At 45.6% G+C, this 19451-nt stretch carries 16 protein-coding genes; 6 read left to right on the top strand and 10 right to left on the bottom strand.

Annotated features, from left to right (window positions below; translation table 11 throughout):
- Window positions 1-165: 165 nt before the first annotated feature.
- From ispC to BMZ28_RS07415, 7 genes are all read right to left on the bottom strand, one after another.
- The gene (gene ispC, locus BMZ28_RS07445) at window positions 166-1362 is read right to left on the bottom strand and encodes a 1-deoxy-D-xylulose-5-phosphate reductoisomerase (RefSeq protein WP_074821991.1); all 1197 of its coding nucleotides are present in this window, start codon (window positions 1360-1362) and stop codon (window positions 166-168) included.
- Window positions 1363-1583: 221 nt separating this feature from the next.
- Window positions 1584-2141, bottom strand: a complete 558-nt coding sequence (gene frr, locus BMZ28_RS07440; RefSeq protein ID WP_047781779.1) for a ribosome recycling factor — start codon at window positions 2139-2141, stop codon at window positions 1584-1586.
- A 144-nt stretch (window positions 2142-2285) separates the two neighbouring features.
- Window positions 2286-3020, bottom strand: a complete 735-nt coding sequence (gene pyrH / locus BMZ28_RS07435) for a UMP kinase (RefSeq protein ID WP_047781780.1) — start codon at window positions 3018-3020, stop codon at window positions 2286-2288.
- Window positions 3021-3116: 96 nt separating this feature from the next.
- Entirely contained in the window at window positions 3117-3971 is an 855-nt protein-coding gene (tsf, locus tag BMZ28_RS07430) for a translation elongation factor Ts (protein WP_074821988.1), read from the bottom strand.
- A gap of 132 nt (window positions 3972-4103) precedes the next feature.
- Complete coding sequence (rpsB, locus tag BMZ28_RS07425; RefSeq protein ID WP_047781782.1) at window positions 4104-4829, bottom strand: 30S ribosomal protein S2; 726 nt, start codon at window positions 4827-4829, stop codon at window positions 4104-4106.
- Between the two features lie 313 nt (window positions 4830-5142).
- Entirely contained in the window at window positions 5143-6444 is a 1302-nt protein-coding gene (locus BMZ28_RS07420; protein WP_047781783.1) for a dihydroorotase, read from the bottom strand.
- Window positions 6444-7367 (bottom strand): aspartate carbamoyltransferase catalytic subunit, encoded by a 924-nt coding sequence (locus BMZ28_RS07415; protein WP_047781784.1) that lies wholly within the window; start codon window positions 7365-7367, stop codon window positions 6444-6446. The genes BMZ28_RS07420 and BMZ28_RS07415 overlap by 1 nt, the downstream gene beginning before the upstream one ends.
- A 434-nt stretch (window positions 7368-7801) precedes the next feature.
- On the opposite strand from BMZ28_RS07415, the gene map reads away from it, so the two are divergent.
- From map to dapD, 3 genes are all read left to right on the top strand, one after another.
- Window positions 7802-8596, top strand: a complete 795-nt coding sequence (map, locus tag BMZ28_RS07410; RefSeq protein ID WP_047781785.1) for a type I methionyl aminopeptidase — start codon at window positions 7802-7804, stop codon at window positions 8594-8596.
- A 551-nt stretch (window positions 8597-9147) separates the two neighbouring features.
- The gene (glnD, locus tag BMZ28_RS07405; RefSeq protein WP_074821986.1) at window positions 9148-11823 is read left to right on the top strand and encodes a bifunctional uridylyltransferase/uridylyl-removing protein GlnD; all 2676 of its coding nucleotides are present in this window, start codon (window positions 9148-9150) and stop codon (window positions 11821-11823) included.
- Window positions 11824-11854: 31 nt separating this feature from the next.
- Window positions 11855-12679, top strand: a complete 825-nt coding sequence (gene dapD / locus BMZ28_RS07400) for a 2,3,4,5-tetrahydropyridine-2,6-dicarboxylate N-succinyltransferase (protein ID WP_074822065.1) — start codon at window positions 11855-11857, stop codon at window positions 12677-12679.
- Window positions 12680-12746: 67 nt separating this feature from the next.
- On the opposite strand, the gene BMZ28_RS07395 is transcribed toward dapD, so the two are convergent.
- From BMZ28_RS07395 to BMZ28_RS07385, 3 genes are all read right to left on the bottom strand, one after another.
- Window positions 12747-13691, bottom strand: a complete 945-nt coding sequence (locus tag BMZ28_RS07395; RefSeq protein WP_047781787.1) for an alpha/beta hydrolase — start codon at window positions 13689-13691, stop codon at window positions 12747-12749.
- 279 nt (window positions 13692-13970) lie between these two features.
- The gene (locus tag BMZ28_RS07390; RefSeq protein WP_083399651.1) at window positions 13971-14546 is read right to left on the bottom strand and encodes a hypothetical protein; all 576 of its coding nucleotides are present in this window, start codon (window positions 14544-14546) and stop codon (window positions 13971-13973) included.
- Window positions 14543-14923: a hypothetical protein gene (locus BMZ28_RS07385; protein WP_074821983.1), complete on the bottom strand. Its 381-nt coding sequence runs from the start codon at window positions 14921-14923 to the stop codon at window positions 14543-14545. Before BMZ28_RS07385 ends, BMZ28_RS07390 begins: the two co-directional genes overlap by 4 nt.
- 268 nt (window positions 14924-15191) lie before the next feature.
- Here BMZ28_RS07385 and BMZ28_RS07380 point away from each other — a divergent pair, with 268 nt between their 5' ends.
- The 3 genes from BMZ28_RS07380 to BMZ28_RS07370 all read left to right on the top strand — a co-directional run bounded on the left by BMZ28_RS07380 (window position 15192) and on the right by BMZ28_RS07370 (window position 19348).
- Window positions 15192-15587: a DUF3461 family protein gene (locus BMZ28_RS07380; protein ID WP_047781789.1), complete on the top strand. Its 396-nt coding sequence runs from the start codon at window positions 15192-15194 to the stop codon at window positions 15585-15587.
- 402 nt (window positions 15588-15989) lie between these two features.
- Window positions 15990-17897 carry a PTS beta-glucoside transporter subunit IIABC gene (gene bglF / locus BMZ28_RS07375; RefSeq protein ID WP_074821980.1) on the top strand — a complete coding sequence of 636 codons (1908 nt, stop codon included), beginning with the start codon at window positions 15990-15992 and terminating at the stop codon, window positions 17895-17897.
- Between the two features lie 50 nt (window positions 17898-17947).
- A complete protein-coding gene (locus tag BMZ28_RS07370; RefSeq protein ID WP_074821977.1) occupies window positions 17948-19348 on the top strand; it encodes a glycoside hydrolase family 1 protein in 1401 nt (466 codons plus the stop codon).
- The last annotated feature ends 103 nt before the right edge of the window (window positions 19349-19451 follow it).

Here is a 19451-nt window from a genome sequence, read left to right as displayed (position 1 = left end):
TTCTCACGTAAAAAAGCCGTGAACTCGGCACGGCCTGAAAACCAGCTCGTTAACGCGCTTTTCTATCTCTAAAATCCATATCCAAAATCCATCGTTCAGATAGTTTAAACCGTATAACTAGGCAGACTATATCATTTTGCAATTAACGGAACAAATCAACCATTGTTAATCATTCCATGAGGTAATGATTTTTTCAGCACAGCCTCTGGCCCAAGAATCTATATACAAGACCTCATCAATGCTTTTAGGTTCCGCAAAATTCAGCTGTTCCATCACTTGATTATTGATAGCAGCAATATCGGTAAAAGTAATTTGATGCTGTAAAAAAGCACCGACAACGCATTCATTCGCCGCATTAAGCGTGGTTGTTGCTGCCTGCCCGGCTTTACTGGCCTCAATCGCCAGCTTTAGACAAGGATAGCGGTCAAAATCAGGATGTTCAAAGGTCAAGCCGCTAATACGTGTAAAATCAAGGTGGCTAACGCCAGATGGAACGCGTTTTGGATAAGCCATGGCATGCGATATCGGCGTTCGCATATCAGGCGTCCCTAACTGAGCGATCACGCTACCATCATGATAACGCACCATCGAATGAATCACCGATTGTGGATGAATCAGCACTTCTATCTGTTCTGCTGCGGCATTAAATAGCCATCGGGCTTCAATATATTCCAGCCCCTTGTTCATCATGGTGGCTGAATCCACCGAGATTTTGCGCCCCATCGACCAGTTCGGATGAGCACAGGCCTGATCCGGCGTCATATCTTTTAATAGCCCAACATCAGTGGTACGGAAAGGACCGCCAGACCCGGTTAATATGATGCTGGTAATACCGTTTTCTTTCAGCGACGCGGATCCCAACTCTCGTTGAACCGCTTCAGGCATACTCTGAAAAATCGCATTATGTTCACTGTCGATAGGTAACAGCTGAGCACCATATTGCGTAACAGCATCCATAAACAACTGGCCACAGGTTACCAAAGACTCTTTATTGGCTAATAATACCTGTTTACCCGCCTTGATGGCTGCCAGTGTAGACGACAGGCCAGCAGCGCCAACAATCGCCGCCATAACCTGATCAACCTCATCAGCCGAAGCTAAATCCGCCGCGGCATCAGGACCGCTAATCACTTCGGTCGCCAATCCTTCGGACGTTAAAATCTCGCGCAATGCCTGTGCCGAAGCTTCATTCGCCATCGCAACGTATTTCGGCTTAAACTCACGACACTGCTGCGCCATAACCTCAACATTACAGCCCGCAACTAAAGCAAATACCGTAAACAACTCGGGATTTTCCCGTACCACGGCTAACGTGCTATGCCCAATCGAACCAGTAGAGCCAAGAATTGTTATTTTTTTCATTAGATTAACTTCTTATCACCGACAAGATAAATGCGCGCTTTCTGTAACAGATAGACTACAGAAATGAATGCCGCCCATATTACTCTTTTCATGGTAGGGAAATCACTATTTAACTGTTCAAGCGATGATTAAGCTATCGATTACCTGAAAGAATTCAAACGATAAAAAAGCAAAAAGCCCGGTACTGATAGCAGTTACCGGGCTTTTTAATGAAACATAAATTAGAAAGCCATTAGCTCGGCTTCTTTCTCAGTTAATGCTTCATCCACTTTTTTGATATAGATATCAGTCAGCTTCTGGATATCATCCTGAGATTTACGTTCATCATCTTCGCCAATTTCTTTATCTTTCAGCAGTGCCTTCACTTTATCGTTAGCATCACGACGCACGTTGCGGATAGAAACCCGACCCTGCTCAGCTTCGTTGCGCACTACTTTAGTCAAATCTTTACGACGCTCTTCCGTCAACGCAGGAAGTGGAACGCGGATCACGCTACCAGCAGAGGATGGGTTTAAGCCCAAGTCTGCGGACATAATCGCTTTTTCAACTGCCGGGCCCAAACTGCGGTCAAATACCGAAATAGCTAAAGTACGAGAATCTTCAACTACGACGTTGGCCAACTGGCGTAAAGGGGTTGCTGAACCATAATATTCAACCTGAACACCATCAAGTATGCTTGGATGAGCGCGGCCAGTACGAATTTTGCTGATGTGTGTTTTAAAAATTTCAACGCACTTTTCCATGCGTGACTGAGCATCTTGTCTGATTTCGTTGATCACGTTGCTAACCTTTCAATACAAGTAATATGGTGGGTCACGCAAAGTGCATAACCCGTTAATCGGGATATTTCCGTTTCGCTTCAGTGTCACTCTTCAGTCTGAAGAATGACATACTATAAGCCTTTATCAGGCTAATGCGCTGATTTATTCAGCCGGCTTAGAGATTAAAGTCCCTTCCGCTTCACCCATCACCACACGGCGCAAGGCTCCAGGCTTATTCATATTAAATACGCGAATCGGTAAATTATGGTCGCGGGCCAAAGTAAATGCCGCCAGATCCATCACTTTCAGTTCACGCTCTAATACGTCCTGATAGCTCAATGTATCATAAAGCACTGCATCAGGATTTTTTACTGGATCATCAGAGAATACGCCATCCACTTTAGTGGCTTTTAAAACAACGTCGGCCTCAATTTCAATACCGCGCAGACAGGCTGCAGAATCGGTAGTAAAAAATGGATTACCGGTACCGGCAGAGAAGATAACCACTCGGCCATGGCGTAATAAACTAATAGCTTCAGCCCAACTGTAGTCGTCACATACGCCATTCAACGGAATAGCTGACATCAGACGAGCGTTCACATAGGCACGATGTAGCGCATCACGCATTGCCAGACCGTTCATTACGGTAGCCAACATCCCCATGTGGTCGCCCACTACGCGGTTCATACCGGCTTTAGCCAGACCGGCTCCACGGAATAAATTGCCACCGCCAATAACTACACCGACCTGAATGCCCAGCTCAACCAACTCTTTAATTTCCTGAGCCATACGATCCAGTACGCTGGCATCGATGCCGAAACCTTCGGAGCCTTGCAAGGCTTCACCACTTAATTTAAGCAGGATTTTCTGATATACGGGTTTTGCATTGGTCGCCATCGTCTTGTTTCCTAGTCGGCTATTTATCATATTCGATTTATTCTAAAAAAACGGACCGATATTCAGATCGATCCGTCTTTATTTATCAAGCTAAGCTTACTTAGTCATCGCAGCAACTTCAGCCGCAAAGTCTACTTCTACTTTCTCGATGCCTTCACCCACTTCGAAACGGATGAACTGTGCAACGCCAGCTTTCTTCTCTTTCAGCAGATCGCCAACGGTTTTGCTTGGATCCATAACGAAAGCCTGACCAGTCAGAGAGATCTCACCGGTGAACTTACGCATACGACCTTCAACCATTTTCTCAGCGATTTCACGTGGCTTACCAGATTGCATTGCAATGTCGATCTGGATTTCATGCTCACGAGTTACCACTTCAGCAGGAACGTCGTCTGGAGAAACAAACTCAGGCTTGCTTGCGGCAATGTGCATAGCAACATGCTTAACCAGCTCATCATCAGTTGTACCGGTTGCAGAAACCAGAACACCAATACGAGCACCGTGCATGTAAGCGCCCAGTCTGTCACCTTCAACGATAACAACGCGGCGAAGGTTGATGTTTTCACCAATTTTCGCTACCAGCGTAGTACGCTGTTCTTCAAATTTAGCTTTTAATACTTCGATATCGCTGATGTTTTCAGCCAGTGCAGCATCGATAGCGGCATTAGCGAAATCCAGGAAACCAGCATCTTTAGCAACGAAGTCAGTTTCGCAGTTAGCTTCCAGAATAACGCCACGTTTGCCGTCAGCAGCAATTTTAGTCAGGATAACGCCTTCAGCAGCAACACGACCTGCTTTCTTCGCTGCTTTCGCCTGACCAGATTTACGCATGTTATCGATAGCCAGCTCGATATCGCCATTCGCTTCAACCAGCGCTTTTTTACATTCCATCATACCAGCAGCGGTACGATCGCGAAGTTCTTTTACTAGAGCTGCGGTAATTTCAGCCATTATCTTTATCCTCGGTTATTCCTGTCGGATGTTCTTTGTTGTATAAACAAGCAAAAAGGGAGCCTGTAAAGGCCCCCTAACCAACATATCTAATACCTGGTTAATAAGGGCTCTCTAATGGAGCACGCCTTATTACTCTGCTTCGATGAAGCTTTCTTCTACAGCCTGAACGCCTTGATCTGAACGACCTTCACGTACGGTTGCAGCAACAGCGCCAAGGTACAGTTGTACTGCACGGATAGCATCGTCGTTACCAGGGATAACGAAATCAACACCGTCCGGATCAGAGTTAGTATCAACAACAGCAAATACAGGGATACCCAGGTTGTTTGCTTCTTTGATAGCAATGTGTTCGTGATCGGCATCGATAACGAAGATTGCATCAGGCAGGCCGCCCATGTCTTTGATACCACCCAGGCTATTCTCCAGCTTATCCATTTCACGAGAACGCATCAGCGCTTCTTTCTTGGTCAGCTTTTCGAAAGTACCATCTTGTGCCTGGACTTCTAATTCTTTCAAACGTTTGATTGACTGACGAACGGTTTTCCAGTTAGTCAGCATACCACCTAACCAGCGATGGTTAACGTAGAATTGGTTGCAGCTCTTTGCAGCTTCTTTTACTGGCTCGGATGCAGCGCGTTTAGTACCCACAAACAAGATTTTGCCTTTGTGAGACGCGATCTTGCCTAACTCAGCCAGAGCTTCGTTAAACATAGGTACAGTTTTTTCAAGGTTGATGATATGAACTTTGTTACGAGCACCAAAGATGAAAGGTTTCATTTTTGGGTTCCAGTAACGAGTCTGGTGACCAAAGTGTACGCCAGCCTTGAGCATATCGCGCATTGATACAGTTGCCATTATTACCTCTATGAGTAAAGTTTGGGGTTATGCCTCCACGTATCCCATAACGCCGACCCCAAAGCAATAAAGCTCCAGAGCACCCCGCCGTATGTGTCGATACGTGTGTGTTATAACGTTGATTAATGTTTAAGTGAAAATCTCGTCATCTGGTTTGCAATATTGCTACTGAAAATAGAGCGGATTTCCGGCGCGCTTTATACCATAAAAGTCGTAGGCAATGCCACTAATTACTATGGATAAGCGTAAAATAGTACACCATCCCGCTGCAAACCCGCGAGATGGTGTCTGATTATTGTCCCTTAATTCTGGCTTAATGACGAATGATTTTCCCGTCCTGATACACCCATTTGCCGTCAACCATCGTGCGTACCACCTGACCGACCATTTCCATGCCGGTAAACGGACAGGATTTTCCGCGAGTTAGCATATTTTGCGGGTCAACAATCCACTCTCTTGTCGGGTCAATCAATACTAAGTCAGCCAAGCCACCAACGCTAAGATGGCCGCGATCTTTCCAGTCAAAGGCCGCAGCCGGCCCTGCCGTCATTTTCTGAATCAGTTCCTGCACCGTCCATTCGCCATTTTTTACTAACTGGCTATGTAACACGCTGAATGCCGTCTCGAAGCCGGCAAAACCACAGGGTGCTTCATTAAACTCACAGTCTTTTTCTTCATAAGCATGTGGGGCGTGGTCGGTAGCAATAGCGTCCAGCGTTCCATCTTTCAAGCCTTCCAGTAGCGCAACGATATGCTCATTGGTTCGCAACGGAGGGTTAACTTTGAATGCCGAATCAAAAGATTCAATGGTTTTATCCACCAGACACAGATGGTGAGGGGTCACTTCGGCGGTCACTTTAATGCCTTTCGCTTTGGCTTCACGAATCAGCTTTACCGCACCTTTGCTGCTCACGTGCGCAATATGCACGTGACCACCGGTCATTTCAGCCAGCATCAACTCGCGAGAAACCGCAATGTTTTCTGCTTCTGCCGGGCGACCTTTTAAGCCTAGCTTGGCTGAGACACATCCTTCATGCATCACACCATCGGCCACCAAACAGCAATCTTCCGAGTGAGAAATCACCGGTAGATTAAACATACTGGCGTATTCCAGCGCCGTACGCATCAAGCGCCCATCACTGACATAATAACCGTCGTCGGAGAAAGCTTTAGCACCGGCCTCAGCCATATCGCCGATTTCCGCGAGTTCTTTACCTTCCAGACCTTTAGTCACCGCGCCGGTAATTTCAACCCGTACCACTGAATCAGTCTGAATTTTATGTTTCATACCGGCAACGATAATCGCTTGATCGATAACCGGACGAGTATTAGCCATGGTTAAAATGGTGGTGAAGCCACCGGCTGCGGCAGAGGCGGTACCGGTCAATAGGTCTTCTTTCGCTTCTTGTCCGGGTTCACGCAGGTGACAGTGGATATCAATAAACCCGGGGCTAACAATCAACCCGCTGGCATCAACAATTTCATCGCTGGCTTCAGCGGTCAAGGACTTGCCAACGTTCGCCACTTTGCCATCAACGATACGAATATCAAGAATGTCATCTAAACCATTAGCCGGATCGATCAAGTGCCCATTTTTAATTAACCACTGTGCCATTATGCTTGTACCCCATCAGCTAAAGTTAAAGATAAAATCGCCATTCTTACTGCTACACCGTTATTCACCTGCTCTTCAATGGCTGAGAAGCGTCCGTATGCCACATCCGGTGAAATTTCCAGACCGCGGTTCATAGGGCCAGGATGCATCACCAGCACATTGTCTTTAGCCAGCTTCAAGCGTTCATCATTGATACCAAAAATGCGGGCATATTCGCGCGCGGTAGGAAACAAACCTTTTTTCTGACGTTCAAGCTGAATACGCAGCACGTTCACTACATCCGCGTCGGCAATGGCATCCTCAACCCGATTATGGATAGTCACGCCCATATCAATCATCTCTTTCGGAATCAGGGTTTTTGGTCCGCCCAGATGAACTTCAGCGCCCATTTTTAACAATCCCCAGATATTTGAGCGCGCGACCCGGCTATGCAAAATGTCCCCAATAATCGCCACTTTCTTACCGGCAATGGCACCACAACGCTGGCGAATTGTGAGCAGGTCCAACAACCCTTGAGTCGGGTGTTCATGCGCCCCATCACCTGCGTTAATCACCGTTGCCTTAACGTAGCGAGTCGCATACTGAGCGGCGCCTTCTGCACTATGACGCATCACAATGGCATCCACGCCCATCGCTTGCACGGTTAGCAGGGTATCCCTAAGACTCTCCCCCTTAGCAACACTGGAAGTAGAAGCGGCGATATTAATCACATCGGCGCCCAGATATTTTCCGGCCAATTCGAAAGAAGAACGGGTTCTGGTGCTATTTTCAAAGAAGACGTTAACGATTGCTTTTCCACGTAAAGTTGACAATTTTTTTATATCTTGTTTAGTCACTTTTTTCATTTCATCCGCAGTATTCAACACACATTCGATATTCGCTACCGACATGTGCTCCAACCCTAAAATGTGTTGGCCTCGCATTATATTTTTCGCTCCTCTGTTGATGAAATTTAGACAAAAAAAACCCCTAATTAAATACCCGAAGGTGTTATAATTAGGGGTTGATATCAACCTTATAGACTATGTGAACTCTCATCCTGCTTAACCTGTTTATGTTAAGTGGTTGTGGATAACGTCTTCATTTAACACTCGACAACAAAGACGACGCGCAAACCTTCTTAATTTACAAGAAAAACAGAAAAAGTCAATTTATTTTTTTGACTGCTGATTTTTTATTTTTCAATCCCGCAAACACCTTTTAATCTCATCCCGTCTGGCAGATGATAAATTTGGCTCTCTTCGTGTAGGACTGATACCATATCCCGATATTGAATTGATTATCGTTGTCAGTTGTGGCACCACCTTTGGCGTGTCGCTGTCCCATACTGACACCTATCATTAACGGACACTTTTATATGGCTATATCAATCAAAACCCCTGAAGACATTGCGAAAATGCGCGTTGCTGGCCGTCTGGCCGCTGAAGTGCTGGAAATGATCGAACCTTACGTCAAACCAGGTGTAACAACTGGTGAACTCGATCGTATCTGCCATGAATACATTACCAATACTCAACAAGCAATTTCCGCTTGCTTGGGCTATCACGGTTTTCCAAAATCCGTTTGCATCTCCGTGAATGAAGTGGTGTGTCACGGTATTCCCAGCGAAGATAAAAAGCTGAAGGACGGTGATATTGTTAATATCGACGTGACCGTTATCAAAGATGGCTTTCACGGCGATACCTCCAAAATGTTTTTTGTCGGCCAAGCAACAATTTTAGGCGAACGTCTGTGTCGCGTAACTCAAGAAAGCCTCTATTTAGCTTTACGGATGATTAAGCCGGGCATCCGCCTGCGTACCTTGGGTAAAGCCATCCAGCAATATGTTGAAGCTCAGGGCTTCTCAGTAGTCAGAGAGTACTGCGGTCATGGCATTGGCGAAGGATTCCACGAAGAACCACAGGTTCTTCACTATGATGCGGATGATGGCGGCGTTGTGCTACAAACAGGTATGACCTTTACCGTAGAACCAATGGTTAACGCTGGCGATTATCGTATTCGTACCATGAAAGATGGCTGGACGGTAAAAACTAAAGACCGCAGCCTGTCAGCTCAGTATGAGCATATGATTGCCGTCACCGATACCGGTTGTGAGATTCTTACGCTGCGTAAAGATGACACTATCGAAGCGATTCTGACGCCGGAAAGTTAATTGATTACAGTCTCCCCGTAATAATTACGCCGTCATCAATTGCGCGATTCCCCATGATGTCGTCATCCATCATATCGTCACCTATTATGTTGTTATCCCCGCAAAAGCGGGGATCTCGTCCTTAAGCCAAACGTTACCATTGAGCTAAACCCCAAATTATTCACTATGCGAATGTTTGCTACGCCTGCAGCTACGCGTTCTGGTTTTCACCAGAATGACGATAATATTTTCAACCAACTTATACCGTCATCCCCGCAAAAGCGGGGATCTCGTCCTTAAGCCAAGCGTTACCATTAAGCTAAACCCCAAATTATTCACTATGCGAATGTTTGCTACGCCTGCGGCTGCGCGCTCTGGTTTTCAGCGGAATGACGAGATAATTAGCCATTTTGTATCCCTTTCCCTCATTACCAACTCCCCAACAATCGCTTTACTCTGGCGAATTGATTCATTTACAGGTAGCTTAAGTACAGTTCCACTGGAAAAATCCGTTGGTGTCTAAAATCGAACATTTTTATTGAGCAGTCTGAAACCAGAAGGCACGAGCCACTATGTCACAACCCACTTTGCTGAAGAAACCCTGCGACCCTTCCTGTTTTAGTCACAGTGAGCTTACTCTGCCCTTTTTACGGCAGGCTCTGGAAGATTTTCAGACTTGGTTACGACAATCATTCGAGTCCGGCGTGGCGGTTGAAGAACTCATCAAAGCCCGCTCTGACTATACTGATCACCTGCTACAGCGGCTTTGGTTACATTATGGCTTTATCAAACCAACCGCCAAAGGGCTGGCCAACCGTAGTGGTTTAGCGCTGATTGCCGTTGGTGGTTACGGACGAAGTGAACTTCATCCCCTGTCTGATATTGATATTCTTATTCTGAGTAGCCAGCCATTAAGCGAAAGTCAGTCTCAGAGCATTGGTGAAATCATCACGCTGTTGTGGGATTTAAAACTAGAAGTCGGACACAGCGTCAGAACGCTGGAGCAATGTCTGGAAGAAAGCATTGCCGATCTAACGGTAGCCACCAACCTGATTGAGTCTCGACTAATTTGTGGCGATGTTGCGCTATTTCTCTCACTACAAAAGCACATCTTCAGTCAAGACATCTGGCCTTCAGACCGTTTTTTCCACGCCAAATGTCAGGAGCAGGACGAACGTCATAAGCGCTATCACGGTACCAGCTATAACCTTGAGCCGGATATAAAAGCCAGTCCCGGTGGACTACGGGACATTCACACTCTGCTGTGGGTAGCGCGCCGTCACTTTGGCGCTACATCGCTGGATGAAATGGTCAGTTTCGGTTTTCTAACGCCAGCAGAATGTGCCGAACTGGATGAGTGCCAGCAGTTTCTCTGGCGTATCCGCTTCGCTCTACACCTGATTCTGCCTCGCTACGACAACCGCCTGCTATTCGACCGTCAGTTAAACGTTGCGACCCTCTTGGGCTATCAGGGCGAAGGTAACCAGCCAATAGAACGTATGATGAAAGACTACTACCGGGTCACTCGCCGCGTAGCAGAGCTCAACCAGATGCTGCTACAACTATTTGATGAAGCGATTCTGGCCGTCGATGAATCTGACAAACCTCAAATCATCAATGAGCGCTTTCAACTGCGCGGACAGTTGATTGATCTGCGTGAACCTAATCTGTTTATTGAGCAACCGGAAACCATTCTTAGCCTGTTCTATCAGTTGGCGATCAATCCCGAAATCAAAGGCATTTATTCCACTACCTTGCGTCATTTACGTTATGCCCGTCGTCACTTAACTCAACCGTTATGTGACCTACCTGAAGCTCGCCAGCTATTTATGGCGATTTTACGCCATCCTGGCGCGGTAAGACGGGCCATTATTCCTATGCATCGCCATAGCGTCTTGGCCGCCTACATGCCCCAATGGGGAAACATTGTCGGTCAAATGCAGTTCGATTTATTCCACGTTTATACGGTGGATGAACATACCATTCGGGTATTACTGAAACTGGAAAGCTTTGCCGATGAACAGACCCGGCAGGCACATCCCTTATGCGTAGAGCTCTATCCTCGACTGCCTAAACAGTCTCTGCTACTGATGGCCGCCCTATTCCACGATATCGCTAAAGGCCGCGGCGGAGACCACTCTATTCTCGGCGCAGAAGATGCAAAAGCCTTCGCCGAACTTCATGACTTTAATTCCAATGAGGCTGAGTTGGTCAGTTGGTTAGTCCGACAACACCTGCTGATGTCCGTCACCGCCCAACGCCGTGATATCCAAGACCCGGAAGTGATTCAGCAGTTCGCCGCTGAAGTCCAAAGCGAAACCAGACTACATTACCTGATCTGCCTGACGGTAGCGGATATCTGCGCCACCAATGAACCTCTGTGGAATAGCTGGAAACAGAGCCTGCTGCGTGAACTCTATTTTGCGACTGAAAAACAGCTACGCCGCGGTATGCAATATCGACCAGATCTTAGGGAGCGCGTTCGCCATCATCGCGCACAAGCATTGGCGCTATTACGCAGAGAAAATATCGACGAAGCCGCCCTTCACGCTATCTGGAGCCGCTGTCGGGCCGATTACTTTCTGCGTAACTCCCCCAATCAACTGGCTTGGCATGCCCGTTCTCTGGTGAATCATAAATCGGATAAGCCATTGGTGCTGATCAGCCCATTACCAAACAGAGGCGGAACGGAAATCTTCATCTATAGTCACGATCGCCCTTATCTGTTTGCCGCCGCCGTTGGCGAACTGGATCGCCGCAACCTCAGCGTTCACGACGCTCAAATTTTTACCAATCGCGATGATATGGCAATGGACAGCTTTATTGTGTTGGAGCCCAACGGTAAACCGCTAACGCCAGATCGCCATCAGGATATCCGCACGGGCCTGGAACATGCACTGACTCAGCCAGTTTATCAACGTCCACAACCACGCATGCTATCCTCCAAGCTACGCCATTTTAACGTGCCAACCCACGTTAACTTTTTACTCGGCCATAGTGATAGACGCACTTATATGGAACTCACTGCCCTTGACCGCCCCGGCCTGCTGGCCAGAGTCGGTGAAGTCTTCGCTGATTTAGGCCTGTCGTTGCACAGTGCGCGCATCTCGACCATTGGAGAACGAGTTGAAGACTTATTCATTCTCACAAACGGTGAACGTACGGCACTATCTTCTGAGATTTGCGAAATTTTGAAACAAAGGTTGACAGAAACCCTGAATCCAACGGATAAATATGGGCCCAATTAAAATATCATTCAATACATCAGGACATAACATGATGCAGCAGTTACAAGCCGTTATAGAAACCGCTTTCGAGCGCCGCGCCGAGATTACTCCGGCCAATGCAGATACCGTACTTCGTGAAGCCGTTCAGCAAACTATTGCTAAATTGGACAGCGGAGCATTACGGGTAGCCGAAAAAATTAACGGTGAGTGGGTTACGCATCAGTGGCTGAAAAAAGCCGTTCTGCTCTCTTTCCGTATTAATGACAATGTCGTTATGGACGGTGCGGAAGCCCGCTATTTTGATAAAGTCCCAATGAAATTTGCCGACTACGATGAAGCGCGCTTCCAGCGTGAAGGCTTTCGCGTAGTGCCTCCGGCTAGTGTTCGTCAAGGGGCTTTTATTGCCCGTAATACCGTATTGATGCCTTCTTATGTCAACATCGGTGCCTATGTTGATGAAGGCTCTATGGTCGATACTTGGGCCACCGTTGGTTCCTGTGCCCAAATTGGTAAAAACGTTCACCTGTCCGGGGGCGTTGGTATCGGTGGCGTATTAGAGCCGCTTCAGGCTAACCCAACCATCATTGAAGATAACTGCTTTATCGGTGCTCGTTCAGAAGTAGTTGAAGGGGTTATTGTTGAGGAAGGTTCGGTTATTTCGATGGGCGTTTATCTTGGTCAAAGTACTCGGATTTACGATCGCGAAACTGGTGAAATCCACTATGGTCGCGTACCTGCTGGCTCGGTTGTAGTGTCAGGTAACTTACCGTCCAAAGATGGTAAATACAGCCTGTACTGCGCGGTTATTGTGAAAAAAGTTGATGCAAAAACTCGCGGTAAAGTGGGTATCAATGAATTACTGCGGACTATCGACTAACCCCATCTCTTAGCCCCATAAAAAAGCCTAACGCTAGTTAGGCTTACATCAATATCATCCAGCAATATTATAAATTACAGCATTTATTAATAAAATCTCTGGTTGCATCACGTAACTGAGTTAATCCCGGTTGTTCAAGTGGATAGTGACCCGCATTTTTTAACATCACTTTATTCACTGGCACTTTCCTGATTCGCTTTAAGAAAATTTCACTGAGATGAATCGGGGTCCAGCGGTCTTCCGCAGGTTGTGTTAATAAAATGGGACAAACGGTAAACTGTTCTGGTTCTACAACTGGCTTATAATACATATATGAACTGAGGAATTTTACCGTTACCCATTTTCCCGCCGACGTTTTATCCGCAAGGCAGGTGGTTAACGCCTTAGTATTATTCACTAAAGCATACATTTTACTCGCCAGACTCATTGGAAAACGAATCCGTCCAAAGATGGTATTGCCAAAGATACCGGTAATCGGAATACCAAGACGACTTTTTAGCCGATTAAATGATGTCTCATCCCTCACCTGCTGCACGTTCTGATCCAAGAATGTCATGCCGACAATACCCTTCACTTTTTTACTTTTGGCAGCAACATGATAAGCAAGCATTCCACCTGCACTTAAACCATACAATACGATTGGGCGATTATCCTTGGCTAATTCAGCATTGATCAGATCACACCCAGCCTGTACCCAATCGTCATAAGTAACTAACGCCCCAGGAGCCACTTTAGTCACACCATACTCCGGCATATCAATCGCGATAGTTTCATATCCTAGCTTAGCTAATGGCGCACCTAAAATTGTGGTCATTTGTCGACCATTCGTCCCAACACCGTGGAATAGAATCACTTTAGCTGGGGCCGATGGATTACGATAACAATCTAAATGGATACTATGTTTGCGCCATTCCCACCATTCTTCCTGAGGTAAATCACCTTCCCCAAGCTGTAGCTCTTTTGGTAAAAATTGTTGAATCTGTTTCCATGCTGCCTGAAATTTATAACTCATATAATCCCCTGATATTATTATTAAATAACCAAACACCTGTTTGGATATACAGTATATTAATGGGGCAAAATATCGTCTAATTTTCAGGCCATTTATTTTTAAACCCAAGCAAATAAATGATTTAATATTGAATAATCGCGCATGTAAAACAAGTGTCGATATGAAAATTAAATAAATCAGATTTTTAAAAAATTTTAGATCGTAATAATTCTGGGGAAAGCGCCCAGAAAGGGTTAGCGCTCTTCATGTTATCGCGGGAGTGTTAGCAGTACATTGACGCTAAGCTAAAAAGTTATCCCAAAACGCAATTGCTTTTGGCTGTTCAGGAACCTGAAAGATCGTTGGCAATATAAAGCCAAATTCACGAGAGAAATAGTCAGCTAAATCATAGCCATAATAGATAATATCTGTCTGATACACCGATAATATCGGGTTCCCCTCTTCATAAGGTGTGGAGGGTATATAGCGATGGGAATAAACAGGAATGAGTTTAGGCCAGTGCTGATAATGCTGTTCAACTATCACTTTCTGCTGTGCAAAACTTTCCGGCCTTTCACCCCACTCGTCCAGCCAAAAACCATTAGCATCAATATCAAACAGCATCCCTTCTAATGGCCAGTTAAGACGTTTTTGGATCTCATCCTCTTTAGACTTAGAGTTTAACCCCTCACGCCAGTTAACAAATTTATTTGATATTGGTAAAGCCGTTTGCAGGAACAACCGAAGATCCGCTGGAAACAATATCTTAAAATCACACTGAATGGCGATCACTTCTTCATCGGATAACCCTTTAGCAAAGTGAACGCCTTTCGCCGCTAACAGCTTAACCAATACGCTTGCCTGTTCTCTGTTCATGCGTGTTTCGATAGCCCCCGATGCAATTGACCTTCTCTATCAACATGGAAATGTACGTTTTCAATTTTCAGTGAATCGGCATACTCTTCTGCCAACCACGTCATAGCAGATCGTATAATCCCGGCCACTTGCTTAGGCATCAAAGCATTAAGCTGAAAATGGCTTTGCCGCTCCGACTCAGGCATAGTGATGATCTCACCATAAAAAAACCATGGGTTATGATATTGATAATGAACAGTAATCCACGGCTTCACCTTATGCCCGGCAATCCATACTCGTAAAAATAGAAAATCTCCGTTGGCTGCATCCTGATCCCACAGTACCCGCCAGAAGAAAGAGATGTCGTCTACCTGAATTTTACGCAGCTTGTTTTTCATTTCTGTCCCTTGTTAATCACAATCAAAATATAACCGATATTTTCCAATCCTGTGTTTTATCATTCCCGTCAGCCCTATCAGCATATTGTCTCCCAGGTTTCTCCTGCCCTGCCTATCAACTGCTATAATGACTAACTAATCATTATATCTATAATGAATAAACTGCATCTTATGGTGCTCAATAAAGTAAGACAATCATGGTGATCTCTTAACCGCCAGTTTATTGTTTTTTCACCTTAACGGCTTAATCAATCAGGAAGGTATTGTTATGTACGATAACCTCACAAGTCTGGGCATTACTAATCCAAAACAGATTGATCGCTATAGTCTGCGTCAGGAAGCCAGTAACGACATACTGAAAATCTATTTTCGTAAGGAAAAAGGCGAGTTTTTTGCCAAAAGCGTTAAATTCAAATATCCACGCCAGCGTAAAACCATTTTAGCCAATCCAGGCGCTGAAAAGTCCTATAAAGAAGTTCATGAAATTAGCCCAAACCTTCGCTATGTTATCGAAGAGCTGGATCTGATTTGCCATGGTGAACGGATTGAAGTCGATCTGAAAAAGAAAATTCTTTCTGACCTGCGCCACCTTGAGCAGGTAGTCACTCATAAAATCTCAGAGATCGAAGCCGATCTGGAAAAACTGACCGCAAAGAATAAATAGTTCAATACCGGTGATGCCTTACCTATCCCCCTAATCCCATGGTCTGGGGGATAAATATCTCAACTTAATCATGCCATTATCGTCGACTTTCTATCGCTCACCTTTTACCGTATGAACTGTTAACTTTGTCACAAAGTTAACGTCCGGTATTTACATGCCCTTTAACATTCACAGCCAGAATGTTAGTCTGCCATGGTTGTAGCACGCCCTAGGATTGTTACTGCAAGTCACGCAGGCAAAACCTAAACCTCTGATGTTTTATCGCATTTGCGACCAAAACGCTCAGAGGTTTAGGTTTTTTTTTGTCCATAAAAAGCCGCTCGCCGCCGAAACATCGCGTACCGATCGGCTTCCAGCAGGTAACGACGTTCTTTGTCGACGACAAAGGTAAAGGATAGCCCAATGAAATACGAACAACTGGCCAAAGACATAATCAAAGGCGTTGGTGGAAAAAATAACGTAGCCAGTCTGGTCCACTGCGCAACCAGACTACGTTTTAAGCTTAATGACCATAAACGTGCTGACGCGGAATTCCTTAAACAGCACCCAGATATCATTATGGTGGTAGAAAGTGGCGGCCAGTTTCAGGTGGTCGTTGGCAATAACGTAGCCGATATTTTTAAAGCAATTAATCAGGTCGCTGGATTTACCGATGAATCCACCTCATCAGATAACTCAGAAAACGACAATAAAAAGGCCAACCTGCTTAATGCCTTTATTGATATTGTCTCCGGGATCTTTACCCCGGTACTTGGTGCCATGGCTGCCGCAGGTATTTTAAAAGGTTTGCTGGCACTGTTGGTTGCCCTGAAAATCATGTCGACAACTGAAGGCAGCTATAAAATTTTATATGCCGCCGGCGATGCATTGTTCTACTTTTTACCCATCGTATTAGGTTATACCGCCGGTAAAAAATTTGGCACCAACCCTTTCATCACCATGGTCATCGGTGGGGCACTGATCCATCCGACAATTTTACAGGCCCTCTCTGGCGCTCAACAGCCGGGAGCGGTTTCTCTCGACTTCTTCGGTATCCCTATCATGCTAATTAACTATAGCAATTCAGTGATACCGATTATTTTTGCCGCTTGGATATGCAGCATTCTGGAGCGCCAGTTCAACAAAATATTTCACAGCTCGTTTCGCAATCTGGTCACCCCATTTTTCTGTCTGGCAATTACCGTTCCGCTAACTTTTTTGCTTATTGGCCCGGTTGCCACTTGGGTGAGCCAGTTGCTTGCTGATGGCTATCTCACTATCTATACCCTTAATCCGATAATTGCTGGCGCGTTTATTGGTGCACTGTGGCAGGTCTTGGTGATATTTGGCCTGCATTGGGGTTTTATTCCACTGATGCTCAATAATCTGGCTACTCACCATAAAGACACTATGATGCCTTTGCTAATTCCGGCGGTATTTGGTCAAGTTGGTGCCAGCCTCGGTGTGATGCTACGCACCAAAGATATGAAAATGAAAACGCTGGCCGGTTCAGCGGTCACCGCAGGTATGTTTGGTATCACTGAACCCGCAGTCTATGGGGTCACCTTACCCAATAAGCGTCCCTTTATTTTTGGCTGTATCGGTGGTGCCATTGGCGGAGCCATCATTGGTTCGTTTAACACGGCAGTATATTCGTTTGGTCTGGTGAGCATATTCAGTTTTGCCCAAATTATTCCTGATACTGGTATTAACAACACGGTTTGGGGAGCGATTATTGGTACCTTAACTTCGGTGACTTTTGCCGCTGTCGCGACCTACTTCTTTGGCGTTAAAAATAACAAAGCGCAGGAAAATAGCGTCGAGACCACGGTGTCCGTATTGCCAGAGAAAACACCGGCATCCACTTCATCGCATAAAAACATGATAATTTTCAGCCCAATGAGCGGCAGTGTGATGCCATTGACCAGCGTTAACGATCCAACCTTTGCCAGCGAATTGATGGGAAAAGGCGTCGCCATTCTTCCTAACGTAGGACAAGTCATTTCCCCGGTTGACGGTACGGTAGAATCATTATTTAGAACCAAACATGCCATCGGGATTGTTTCAAACGAAGGAACGGAAATACTGATCCATGTGGGCATTGATACGGTCAAATTGGACGGAAAATTCTTTTATGCCCATGTGGATAGCGGTTCAACGGTTAAAAAAGGCGACCTGTTACTCACGTTTGATATGGACGAAATTCGTCAGGCCGGGTTCGATTTAACCACCCCGATTATTATTACCAACAGCGATGACTACATTGCCGTTATTGAATCACAGCAAACCAACATCAATGCGCAAGAGCCATTAATCACGCTCCTGAGCTAATGCAGACAGATTTCAATCAATATCGCGATAATACGATAAGGAGAACGAACATGAACCAAGCATTTCCCGATACGTTTTTATGGGGTGGCGCAACGGCAGCCAATCAGGTCGAAGGGGCTTATCTAACGGATAATAAGGGGCTATCCAGCTCCGACTTACAGCCTCAAGGGATCTTTGGCCCTACCGTTGAACGTAACAGCGATAATGAAAACGTCTACATTAAAGATATGGCCATCGACTTTTATCATCGTTATCCGGAAGATATCGCGCTGTTTGCTGAAATGGGCTTTAAATGTTTAAGAACCTCAATTGCCTGGACGCGTATCTTTCCCAACGGCGATGAACAACAGCCGAATGAAAGCGGTCTGGCATTTTACGATCGACTGTTTGATGAAATGAAAAAATATAACATCGAACCGCTGATTACCCTTTCTCATTATGAAATGCCCTATGGACTGATCAAAAACTACGGCGGCTGGGGAAATCGTCAGCTAATCGACTTTTTTGAAAACTACGCCAAAACCGTATTTACCCGTTATAAAGACAAGGTAAAACATTGGCTGACCTTCAATGAAATCAATATGTCATTACACGCGCCTTTCACCGGCGTTGGGCTTCCACCAGACAGCAGTAAAAGTGAAATCTATCAGGCCATTCATCATCAGCTAGTTGCCAGCGCCAAAGCAGTGAAAGCCTGTCGGGACATTATTCCTGATGCCAAAATCGGCAATATGCTGCTCGGTGGTATTGTCTACCCATTAACCTGCAAACCTGAGGACGTACTAAAAGCCCATCATGAAAATAACAGTTGGCTATTCTTTGGCGATGTTCAGGTCAGAGGGCGCTATCCAGGCTATATGCAACGCTATTTTCAGGAAAATAATATCAGCATCACTATTACCGATGAAGATAAGCAGTGGCTACAAAACACCGTCGATTTTATCTCCTTTAGCTACTACATGAGTGGATGCGCCACCACCGATGAAACGCTAAGCACCGCCAAAGGAAATATTCTCAGTATGGTTCCAAACCCTTATCTACCAAGCTCTGAATGGGGATGGCAGGTTGATCCGCAGGGTTTACGCTATTTACTCAACGTTCTATATGACCGCTATCAGAAACCATTATTTATTGTTGAAAACGGTCTCGGTGCCAAAGACTTGCCTGATACCGAAGGAAATATCAATGACGATTACCGGATTCAATACTTAAACGATCATTTAGTTCAGGTTGGGGAAGCAATTAAAGATGGCGTTGACGTCATGGGCTATACCAGTTGGGGGCCGATCGATTTAGTCAGCGCATCCAGTGCTGAAATGTCAAAACGCTACGGTTTTATTTACGTTGACCGTAATGATAACGGTGAGGGTAGTTTAGAAAGACGACGTAAGAAAAGCTTCCACTGGTATCAATCGGTGATTAGCAGTAATGGAAAAGCCTTGAAAAAGTGAGCCTAGCTATAAACAGACAAGCTGTTTAAAACAGCTACCCTGAATAAGGCTCGCCCTAACGGTTCAAGTTGGCCCTCGGCCAACTTGTCCAGCGTCACTAATA

Origin of the sequence: Pragia fontium DSM 5563 = ATCC 49100 (assembly GCF_900112475.1) — a bacterium.
GTDB lineage: Bacteria > Pseudomonadota > Gammaproteobacteria > Enterobacterales > Enterobacteriaceae > Pragia > Pragia fontium.
The sequence above is the reverse complement of the archived record's forward strand: the minus strand, read 5'-3'. Positions and strand labels throughout refer to the sequence as shown.